The sequence below is a fragment of the Streptomyces sp. NPDC059037 genome (assembly GCF_042740015.1).
In the GTDB taxonomy this organism is placed as follows: Bacteria; Actinomycetota; Actinomycetes; order Streptomycetales; family Streptomycetaceae; genus Streptomyces.
Genome location: NZ_JBHYIG010000327.1, coordinates 1 through 10,327 on the forward strand (window position 1 = coordinate 1; position 10,327 = coordinate 10,327).

Here is a 10,327-nt window from a genome sequence, read left to right on the forward strand (position 1 = left end):
CTACTTTCCCAAAGTAGGTCCCCCACCCCCCCCCACCTCTCGGCCGGGGCCGGTCGGTAGACGCTTGACGAGAGCGGCACCTATCCCCGGACGGGCCGCCTACCCCTCCAGCAGGATGCGCTGCTACGAACCAGTCCGCACCTGGCAGGAAAACCGCACGCCCCGCCGGGCGGCCCCGGCGCCAACTCGACGCCGGGACACCGAAGCCACCGCACCTGCCCCCGCAGGGGCCCTCACGGAGCACATCACTCGCGCCCTCGCCGAAGACGGGGGTGCGGAGGCTCGCGGTCCGCTCGGGAAGCGGTGGAGTTTACCCAGCTCAACCAAGAGCCATGCGCCACGCGGCCACTTTTTCTTACCCTATCGGGCTGAACTTTTGTTGATCGTGGGTCAGTTGGCCCCTGCCTCGCCCTACCCTTCAAAGGGTGAACCAACTGATGTCACGAGAGTCCGAGGCCGACCTGCCCGGGGAAGCAGGCGGCGCAGCCGGGGAAGCCGTACTCCCCGGTGCGCTTCCCGACGACCTGCGCGCCGAACTCATCGCCTTCCGACGCGACTTGCACATGCACCCGGAGCTCGGCAACCAGGAGTTCCGCACCACCGCCGCCCTCAAGGCCCGGCTCGAACTCGCGGGTCTCAAGCCCCGCGTACTCGACATCGGTACGGGACTCGTATGTGACATCGGTATTGAAGAGAGTGGCGAGCAGCAGAGCGGCAACCCGCCGGCCATGCTCGCCCTGCGCGCCGACATCGACGCGCTGCCCATCCCGGACACCAAGCTCGGCGTTCCGTACCGCTCCACCGTGCCCGACCGCGCCCACGCCTGCGGACACGACGTGCACACCACCGTGGTGCTCGGGGCCGGGCTCGTCCTCGCCGAGCTGGCCGAGAAGGGGCAACTCCCGCAGCCCGTACGGCTGATCTTCCAGCCCGCCGAGGAGGTCCTGCCCGGTGGTGCCCCCGACGCCATCGAGTCCGGAGTGCTCGAAGGGGTCGGGCGGATCATCGGCGTGCACTGTGATCCCCGGGTCGACGCGGGGCGCATCGGGCTGCGGCACGGCGCCATCACCTCCGCCTGCGATCGGCTGGAGGTCTCGCTGGACGGGCCGGGCGGTCACACCGCCCGGCCTCACCTCACCACGGATCTCGTCACCGCCGCCGCCAAGATCGTGACGGACGTACCGGCTCTTGTCGCCCGTCGGATCGATGCCCGGTCCGGGCTTGCGGTGACCTGGGGGCGGATCGAGTCCGGGCATGCCTGCAACGTCATCCCGCAGCACGCGGAGCTGTCCGGGACCGTCCGGTGTCTGGACCTGAAAGCCTGGCGGCAGGCGCCCGACCTCGTGCACGGCGCCATCCAGGAGATCGCCGATCTCTACCGCGCCAAGTCCGTGGTGAATTACATCCGGGGTGTCCCGCCCGTCGTCAACGACCCTGATGTGACCGACCTGTTGAGGGACGCCATGGAGCGGCGGCGCGGGCCGAACTCCGTCGAGGACACCGAACAGAGCCTGGGGGGAGAGGACTTCAGCTGGTATCTGGAGCACGTTCCCGGCGCCATGGCCCGCCTCGGCGTCCGTACGCCCGGCGAGCGCACCGTCCGCGATCTCCATCAGGGCGACTTCGACGCGGACGAGTCGGCGATCACGGTCGGCGTCGAGCTCTTTACTGCTGCCGCGCTCCTCGACGCGGCGCGGTAGCCGAGGCCGCCGCGGGCCCGCTATGGGCCGGTTGCGCCGGGCCCGTTCATCCGGACGTAACCGGCCCTCGGCACGAATAGGTAACGGCAGTGCGAAACCCCGTTCCCCTCCCTTTCTACGCGCGTTACTGTGCGCCGCAATCAGCGCCGTCAACGGTGCGTCGGGGAACGTAAGGGGTGCGTCCTATGCGTTTGCGTCGTGGATCAAGGATTTCCCAACTGGCCGTCGTCGTGGCGTCTCTCGCCCTCGCCGCATCGGCGTGCGGCAAGACCAGCAGCGAGGCCTCGGAGGACGAGGGTGACGACAAGGGTGGGTCGTCGTCCTCCGAGTACAAGGGCAAAGGCATAGGCCTCGCGTACGACATCGGCGGTCAGGGCGACCAGTCGTTCAACGACGCCGCGTACTCCGGCTACGAGAAGGCCCGCAAGGACTTCAAGATCGGCGGCGTGGACATGGAGCCGGGCGACGGCGAGTCCAGTGCCGACAAGACCCAGCGCCTCGAGCAGCTCGCTCGGCAGGGCTACAACCCCGTCATCGGCGTCGGTTTCGTCTACGCGCCCGCCGTGAAGGAAGCCGCCAAGAAGTTTCCCAAGGTCACGTTTGGGATCATCGACGACAACACGGTGAAGGCCGACAACGTAGCCGATCTTGTGTTCCACGAGGAGCAGGGGTCTTATCTCGCCGGTGTCGCCGCCGCCAAGGCGACCAAGGTCGATCACGTCGGATTCATCGGCGGTGTGGACATCAACCTCATCCACAAGTTCGAAGCCGGCTTCGTGCAGGGCGTGAAGTCCGTCGACCCGAAGATCAAGATCGAGAAGCGGTATCTGACGGAGAAGCCCGAGGAAGGCGGCTTCGCCAGCCCCGACAAGGGGCAGAACGCGGCGAGCGGCCAGATCGAGGCCGGCGCCGACGTGCTCTACCACGCGGCGGGGCTCTCCGGGCAGGGCGTCATCCAGGAGGCCGGCTCGCAGAAGGTGTGGGCGATCGGCGTCGACTCCGACCAGTACAAGCAGAAGGCGCTCGCCAAGTACAAGGACTACATCCTGGGGTCCGCCCTCAAGGATGTCGGTGGCGCTGTGTACGACCTGACGAAGTCGGTCGTCGAGGGCAAGCCCATGACGGGCGAGCAGCGCTATGACCTGAAGTCGGGACGTGTCGGGTTCGCCGACTCGAATCCGAAGTACACGGCGATGAAGGACGTGGTCGCCGCCGTGGAGAAGGCCAAGAAGGACATCGTCGACGGCAAGGTCACCGTCAAGACCGTTCCGTAGCAGTCCGCAGGCGGAAGAGGGCAGGGAGTCCCGCAGGCCAGAGCGGCCGGGGAACCCTGCCCTTTGTCATGCCGCCGCAACGCCCTGTGCATGGCGTCGCAACCTCGCGGCCACAGCTCGATAACGGACGGGACAGAAGGGTTCTTATGTCAGGTCTACGCGCGTTACGCTGCGGCGAAATCAGCGCCAGGTGAGGCGCTCGTACGTGCTTGTGCTTGCTTGTACAAAGGAGTTCCTCTCTATGCGCCGGGTTTCCAAGATCGCAGCCGCGAGCGTCGCGACCGCCGCTCTCGCCCTCTCCGCCACCGCCTGCGGTGGCACGTCCAGCGACGCCGCCGGCTCCAAGAGCGACGGCAAGGGCAAGGGCGTCGCCATCGCGTACGACGTCGGCGGCAAGGGCGACCAGTCCTTCAACGACGCCGCGACCGCCGGCATGGACAAGGCCGCCAAGGACCTGAAGGTCGGCTCCAAGGCCGTCGAGCCGACGGACGGTGAGTCCGACGCCGACAAGGCGCAGCGCCTCACCGAGCTGGCCAAGCAGGGCTACAACCCGGTGATCGGCATCGGTTACGCGTACGCGCCCGCCGTGAAGGAGGTGGCCGAGAAGTTCCCGAAGGTCACCTTCGGCATCGTCGACGACGCCACCATCAAGGCGGACAACGTCTCCGACCTGGTCTTCAACGAGGAGCAGTCCTCGTACCTGGCGGGCGTCGCCGCGGCCAAGGCCACCAAGACCAAGACCGTCGGCTTCATCGGCGGTGTGAACAACAACCTGATCCGCAAGTTCGAGGCCGGCTTCGTCCAGGGCGTCCAGGCCACCGACAAGTCGGTCAAGATCAAGCGCCAGTTCCTCACCGAGAAGGCCGAGGACGGCGGCTTCTCCAGCCCGGACAAGGGCAAGGAAGGCGCCAGCGGCCAGATCGAGGACGGCGCCGACGTGGTCTACCACGCGGCCGGCCTCTCCGGTCAGGGCGTCATCGAGGCCGCCGCCGCCGAGAAGGTGTGGGCGATCGGTGTCGACTCCGACCAGTACAAGCAGAAGGCCCTGGACAAGTACAAGAAGTACATCCTGACGTCGGCGACCAAGGACGTCGCCGGGGCGGTGTACAACCTGACCAAGTCGGTCCAGGATGGCAACGCCAAGGGCGGCGTGGTCCGTGCGGACCTGAAGTCCGGTGGCGTCGCGCTCGCCGACTCGAACCCCGAGTTCAAGAAGATGAAGGACCTGCAGGCCGAGCTGAAGAAGGCCGAGCAGGGCATCATCAGCGGCAAGATCAAGGTCAAGATCACGCTGTAACGGCGAAGTCGCTGCCGCGGAACGGGGTGTGGGGGACGATGGTTCCCCCGCGCCCCGTTCGCGCGGCCGACACCTCAACTCCCGTTCAACCAGGGGCGCTACGCGCGTAGGTGGCCCCTTTCCTTAAGACTCCCGAGGACTCCCGAGGAGAGTGCGCCATCGACGCGTCCACTAGTCCCGACAAGGGCACGACCACCGCCCAGGCCACTGCCGTCGAACTCGACGGCATCACCAAGCGCTTCCCTGGCGTGGTGGCCAACCATGACATCCGCCTGAGCGTCCGCAAGGGCACCGTGCACGCCCTCGTCGGTGAGAACGGCGCGGGCAAGTCGACCCTGATGAAGATCCTCTACGGCATGCAGAAGCCGGACGAGGGCACCATCACGGTCGACGGCGAGCTGGTCAGTTTCTCCAGCCCCGCCGACGCCATCGCGCGCGGCATCGGCATGGTGCACCAGCACTTCATGCTCGCCGACCAGCTGACCGTCCTGGAGAACATCGTTCTCGGCAGCGAGAAGCTGCACGGCATCGGCGGCGCGGCCCGCCGCAAGATCGTGGAGATATCCGAGCGGTACGGCCTCGGGGTGCGCCCCGACGCGATGGTCGAGGACCTCGGTGTCGCCGACCGGCAGCGCGTGGAGATCCTCAAGGTCCTGTACCGCGGTGCCACCACGCTGATCCTCGACGAGCCCACGGCCGTGCTCGTGCCGCAGGAGGTCGACGCGCTCTTCGACAACCTGCGCGAGCTGAAGTCCGAGGGCCTGTCCGTCATCTTCATCTCCCACAAGCTGGGCGAAGTCCTCTCCGTGGCCGACGACATCACCGTCATCCGGCGCGGTACGACGGTGGGCACGGCGGTCCCGTCCGAGACGACGCCCCGGCAGCTGGCCGAGCTGATGGTCGGCAGCGAACTGCCCACTCCCGAGACGGCGGAGTCGACGGTCACCGACCGCCCGATGATCCAGGTCGAGAGCCTCAAGCTGCTGGCCGACGGCGAGTCGGGCCGCGCGCTCCTCGACGACATCTCCTTCACCATCCACGAGGGCGAGGTCCTCGGCCTCGCGGGCGTCGAGGGCAACGGCCAGACCGAGCTGATCGACGCGCTCATCGGCCTCAAGCACGCGGACTCCGGAGTGATCCGGATGGCCGGCCAGGACATCACCGCCGAACCGACGCGCAAGCGCCGCGAGGACGGCATCGGCTACATCCCCGAGGACCGCCACCGCCACGGCCTCCTCCTGGAGTCGCCGCTCTGGGAGAACCGCATCCTCGGCCACGTCACCGAGAAGCCCAATGCCAAGGGCTTCTGGCTGAACCCGAAGGGCGCCCAGGCCGACACCCGACGCATCGTCGCGGAGTACGACGTCCGTACGCCCGGCATCGACGTCACCGCGGCTTCCCTCTCCGGCGGCAACCAGCAGAAGCTGATCGTCGGCCGCGAGATGAGCCACAAGCCGCGCTTCCTGATCGCCGCCCACCCCACCCGCGGTGTGGACGTCGGCGCGCAGGCCCAGATCTGGGACCAGATCCGCGAGGCCCGCCGTGAGGGACTCGCCGTACTCCTGATCTCGGCGGACCTCGACGAGCTGATCGGCCTCTCCGACACCCTCCGCGTGATCTACCGCGGACGGCTCGTGGCGGACGCCGACCCGGCCACCATCACGCCCGAGGAGCTCGGTTCGGCCATGACCGGAGCCGCCTCGGGCCACTTGGAGCACGTGGAAGAAGACGCCCCGGAGGACGAGGCCCGATGAAGAAGTTCGACAAGGAGCGGGTGCTCCTCGCGGTGGCCGGACCGGTCATCGCGCTCATCGCGGCCGTGGCGCTGACCTCGGTCGTGCTGCTCGCATCGGGCAAGAGCCCGATCGAGCCGTACACCCTGATGTTCGAGCAGGCCACCTACTCCGACATCCAGGTCCTGATCATCAACCAGGCCGGCATGTACTACCTGGCCGCGCTCGCGGTCGCCGTCGGCTTCCGGATGAACCTCTTCAACATCGGTGTGGACGGCCAGTACCGCCTCGCCGCGATGGCCACGGCGGTCGTCGGCGCGCATGTCGCACTGCCGGCCCCGCTCCAGATCCCGCTCCTGATCCTGGTCGCCATGCTCACCGGCGCCTTCTGGGCGGGCATCGCGGGCATCCTCAAGACCACCCGCGGGGTCAGCGAGGTCGTCGCGACGATCATGCTCAACGCCATCGCGACGAGCCTCATCGGCTACCTCACCCTCACCGAGAACTTCGGCGTCCCGGTCGGCAACAACCAGACCACCGGCGAGATGTCCGAGTCCGGCTGGTTCCCCGGCATCAGCATGGGCGACTCCGGCGAGATCTACGGCTTCGTCGTCATCGCCGCGCTCGCCGGCGTCCTGTACTGGCTGATCCTCAACCGCACCCGCTTCGGCTTCGACCTGCGCGCCACCGGCGCCTCGCAGTCGGCCGCCGCGGCCTCCGGTGTGAACGCCAAGCGCATGGTGCTCAGCGCCATGCTGATCTCCGGCGCGGTCGCGGGCCTCGCGGGCATGCCGATCCTGCTCGGCGACGTCCACACCTACAGCCTCAGCTTCCCCACCGGCCTCGGCTTCACCGGCATCACCATCGCCCTGCTCGGCCGCAACAACCCGGTCGGCATCGCCTTCGCCGCGCTGCTCATCGCCTTCCTCGACAAGGCATCGCCCGCTCTCGACTACGCCACTCCGGTCGCGTACGACAAGGAGATCGCGGTGATCATGCAGGGCCTCATCGTGATCGCGGTCGTCGTCTCCTACGAGGCCGTACGCCGCTGGGGGCTCCGTCGCCAGCAGCAGCGCGTCGGTGAGGAGCTGGCCGCAGCAGCCCGCGCCAAGGGCAAGGGCAACGGCAACGGAAACAACGACACCGTGAAGGAGGTGGCTGCCCGATGAGCTCGGCAATCGTGGCCAAGCCCCCGGCCAAGCAGCCCGCGCCGGGCCGCCGCCGCATCTCGCTCCCCATACTCCTGCTGGTCATCGCGGGTGTGCTCGTCCTGACGTCCGTGGTCCGCCTGATCACCGACGCCGACGGCATCACCTCCACCGGCCAGATGTCCACGGCGCTGCGCCTCGCGGTACCGATCGGCCTCGCGGGCCTCGGCGGCCTCTGGGCCGAGCGCGCGGGCGTCGTCAACATCGGCCTCGAAGGCATGCTCATCCTCGGCACCTGGTTCGGCGCGTTCGCCGGCTACCAGTGGGGCCCGTGGGTCGGCATCCTCTTCGGCATCCTGGGCGGCGCGATCGGCGGCCTGCTGCACGCGATCGTCACGGTCACCTTCAACGTCAACCACATCGTCTCCGGTGTGGCCATCAACATCCTTGCCCTGGGCGCGACCCGCTACCTCTCCACCTTCGCCTTCGAGGGCAAGGAGGGCGGTACGTCCAAGCAGTCGCCGCCCGTCGAATCGCTCGGCAGCTTCTCCGTGCCGGGTCTCTCCGACTGGCTGCAGGACCTCAACGAAAAGCACTGGTTCCTGGTCTCCGACCTCGCGGGCCTGCTCGGCGGCCTGTTCACGGACCTCTCGCCGCTCACCGTCATCGCCGTCGCGATGGTGCCGCTGAGCTGGTGGGTCCTGTGGCGTACGGCGTTCGGCCTGCGTCTGCGGTCCTGCGGCGAGAACCCGGTGGCCGCCGAGTCCCTCGGCGTGAACGTCTACAAGTACAAGTACCTGGCAGTGATCATCTCCGGTGGTCTGGCAGGTCTGGGCGGCGCGTTCCTGTCCCTGGTCGCCTCCAACATCTACCTGGAGGGCCAGACCGGCGGCCGCGGCTACATCGGCCTCGCCGCGATGATCTTCGGCAACTGGATGCCGGGCGGACTCGCGCTCGGCGCGGGCCTGTTCGGTTACACCGACAGCCTGAAGCTCCGGGGCGGCGGCACGAACGTCCACGCCCTGCTTCTGCTGCTGGCGATCCTGCTGGTCATCGGCGCGATCTACCTCGTCTGGCGCAAGCGCTACATCCCCGCGGTGATCACCGCGGCCGTCTCGGCGCTGATGTTCGCGTGGTACGGCTTGACCGACGAGGTGCCCAACCAGGTCGTCACCGCGACGCCGTACGTCGTCACGCTGCTCGTGCTCTCGCTCTCCGCCCAGCGGTTGCGGATGCCGAAGGCGGACGGCCAGCCCTACCGAAGGGGACAAGGAAAGTGACCGACACCGACTGGGACGCGCTGCGGGATGCTGCGCGGGAGGCCATGTCCCGTGCGTACGCGCCCTACTCAGGCTTCCCGGTCGGTGCCGCGGCCCTCGTGGACGACGGCCGCACGGTGTCGGGCTGCAACGTGGAGAACGCGTCGTACGGCCTGGGTCTGTGCGCGGAGTGCGGCCTGGTGTCGCAGCTCCAGCTGACCGGCGGCGGCCGCCTCACCCACTTCACCTGTGTGGACGGCAAGGGCGAGATCCTGATGCCGTGCGGCCGCTGCCGCCAGCTGCTCTACGAGTTCGGCGGCGCGACGCTCCTCCTGGAGACGGCCGCCGGTGTCCGCACCCTGGGTGAGATGCTCCCGGACCCGTTCGGCCCGCAGCACCTCAACTGACATACGGCCTCTGCCCGTTGCCCGACGGCGGGCGGGGGCGTCTTCACGCGGCGACTCTATGCGCGTAGAGTCGCCGCACCATCAATTGAGCAACCATCACGGTGAGAACCCGGTCCGCGAGAGCGGCGCCGGTTTAGGCGCAAAGGGGAGTCATGGACGTCATCTCCGTCATCCGTACCAAGCGGGACCGCGGTGAATTGAGCGACGAGCAGATCGACTGGGTCATCGACGCCTACACGCGGGGCGTGGTCGCCGATGAGCAGATGTCGGCCCTCGCCATGGCGATCCTGCTGAACGGCATGAACCGCCGCGAGATCGCCCGCTGGACGGCCGCGATGATCGCGTCCGGCGAGCGCATGGACTTCTCGTCGCTCTCCCGCCCGACGTCGGACAAGCACTCCACGGGCGGCGTCGGCGACAAGATCACGCTGCCGCTCGCGCCGCTGGTCGCGGCGTGCGGCGCGGCGGTCCCGCAGCTGTCGGGCCGGGGCCTTGGCCACACGGGCGGCACGCTGGACAAGCTGGAGTCGATCCCCGGCTGGCGCGCCCTCCTCTCGAACGAGGAGATGCTCTCGGTCCTGGACGGCGTGGGTTCCGTGATCTGCGCGGCGGGCGACGGCCTGGCCCCGGCGGACAAGAAGCTGTACGCGCTGCGGGACGTGACGGGCACGGTCGAGGCGATCCCGCTGATCGCCTCTTCGATCATGTCGAAGAAGATCGCCGAGGGCACGGGCTCGCTGGTCCTGGACGTGAAGGTGGGCACGGGAGCCTTCATGAAGAACCTGGAGGACGCCCGCGAACTGGCCTCCACGATGGTCGGTCTTGGCACGGACAGCGGCGTACGCACGGTGGCGCTGCTGACGGACATGGCCACGCCGCTCGGCCTGACGGCGGGCAACGCGCTCGAGGTCCGTGAGTCGGTGGAGGTCCTCGCGGGCGGCGGCCCCTCGGACGTCGTGGACCTGACCCTCGCCCTCGCGCGGGAGATGCTGGACGCGGCCGGGCTGCCGGACGCGGACCCGGCGAAGGCCCTCGCCGACGGTTCGGCGATGGATGTCTGGCGCCGCATGATCGCGGCCCAGGGCGGCGACCCGGACGCCACGCTCCCCGTGGCCCGGGAGACGCATGTCGTGACGGCGCCGTCGTCGGGCGTCCTGACCCGCCTCGACGCGTACGACGTCGGCGTCGCCGCATGGCGTCTCGGCGCGGGGCGCGCCCGCAAGGAGGACGTGGTCCAGGCGGGCGCGGGCGTCGAACTGCACGCCAAGCCGGGCGCGACGGTGACCGCGGGCCAGCCCTTCCTGACCCTCCACACGGACACTCCCGAGCGCTTCGACTACGCCTTGCAGGCGCTGACGGGGGCGTACGACATCGCGGCTGCGGGCACGGAGTTCTCCCCGTCGCCGATCGTGCTGGACCGCATCGCGTAGGCCCCGCTCGAGACCGCCGCTTCGCGGCGGATTTTTTCCCGCCCGCCCACCCGATTGCCCGGCAATTGCCCACCCAGCC

8 protein-coding genes are annotated in these 10,327 nt (G+C 68.6%); all 8 read left to right on the top strand.

Annotated features, from left to right (window positions below):
- Window positions 1–437: 437 nt before the first annotated feature.
- The 8 genes from ACFWY6_RS39940 (at window position 438) to ACFWY6_RS39975 (ending at window position 10,248) form a co-directional block, all read left to right on the top strand.
- A complete protein-coding gene (locus ACFWY6_RS39940; protein ID WP_384701154.1) occupies window positions 438–1,700 on the top strand; it encodes a M20 family metallopeptidase in 1,263 nt (420 codons plus the stop codon).
- A 185-nt stretch (window positions 1,701–1,885) separates the two neighbouring features.
- Window positions 1,886–2,974 (top strand): BMP family protein, encoded by a 1,089-nt coding sequence (locus tag ACFWY6_RS39945; RefSeq protein WP_384701157.1) that lies wholly within the window; start codon window positions 1,886–1,888, stop codon window positions 2,972–2,974.
- 241 nt (window positions 2,975–3,215) lie between these two features.
- Window positions 3,216–4,271, top strand: coding sequence for a BMP family ABC transporter substrate-binding protein (locus ACFWY6_RS39950; RefSeq protein ID WP_360777079.1), 1,056 nt, complete (start codon window positions 3,216–3,218; stop codon window positions 4,269–4,271).
- A gap of 158 nt (window positions 4,272–4,429) precedes the next feature.
- On the top strand, window positions 4,430–6,025 hold the full coding sequence (locus ACFWY6_RS39955; RefSeq protein ID WP_384701169.1) for an ABC transporter ATP-binding protein: 1,596 nt from the start codon (window positions 4,430–4,432) through the stop codon (window positions 6,023–6,025).
- Complete coding sequence (locus ACFWY6_RS39960; protein WP_384701160.1) at window positions 6,022–7,173, top strand: ABC transporter permease; 1,152 nt, start codon at window positions 6,022–6,024, stop codon at window positions 7,171–7,173. Before ACFWY6_RS39955 ends, ACFWY6_RS39960 begins: the two co-directional genes overlap by 4 nt.
- Window positions 7,170–8,432: an ABC transporter permease gene (locus tag ACFWY6_RS39965; RefSeq protein ID WP_384701163.1), complete on the top strand. Its 1,263-nt coding sequence runs from the start codon at window positions 7,170–7,172 to the stop codon at window positions 8,430–8,432. The genes ACFWY6_RS39960 and ACFWY6_RS39965 overlap by 4 nt, the downstream gene beginning before the upstream one ends.
- The gene (locus tag ACFWY6_RS39970; RefSeq protein ID WP_266870272.1) at window positions 8,429–8,818 is read left to right on the top strand and encodes a cytidine deaminase; all 390 of its coding nucleotides are present in this window, start codon (window positions 8,429–8,431) and stop codon (window positions 8,816–8,818) included. The genes ACFWY6_RS39965 and ACFWY6_RS39970 overlap by 4 nt, the downstream gene beginning before the upstream one ends.
- Before the next feature lie 152 nt (window positions 8,819–8,970).
- A complete protein-coding gene (locus ACFWY6_RS39975; RefSeq protein ID WP_384701166.1) occupies window positions 8,971–10,248 on the top strand; it encodes a thymidine phosphorylase in 1,278 nt (425 codons plus the stop codon).
- Window positions 10,249–10,327: the final 79 nt, after the last annotated feature.

Coding starts and splice junctions, on each gene's coding strand:
- ACFWY6_RS39940 (WP_384701154.1), top strand. CDS start 438: ATGTCACGAGAGTCCGAGGCCGACCTGCCCGGGGAAGCAGGCGGCGCA.
- ACFWY6_RS39945 (WP_384701157.1), top strand. CDS start 1,886: ATGCGTTTGCGTCGTGGATCAAGGATTTCCCAACTGGCCGTCGTCGTG.
- ACFWY6_RS39950 (WP_360777079.1), top strand. CDS start 3,216: ATGCGCCGGGTTTCCAAGATCGCAGCCGCGAGCGTCGCGACCGCCGCT.
- ACFWY6_RS39960 (WP_384701160.1), top strand. CDS start 6,022: ATGAAGAAGTTCGACAAGGAGCGGGTGCTCCTCGCGGTGGCCGGACCG.
- ACFWY6_RS39965 (WP_384701163.1), top strand. CDS start 7,170: ATGAGCTCGGCAATCGTGGCCAAGCCCCCGGCCAAGCAGCCCGCGCCG.
- ACFWY6_RS39975 (WP_384701166.1), top strand. CDS start 8,971: ATGGACGTCATCTCCGTCATCCGTACCAAGCGGGACCGCGGTGAATTG.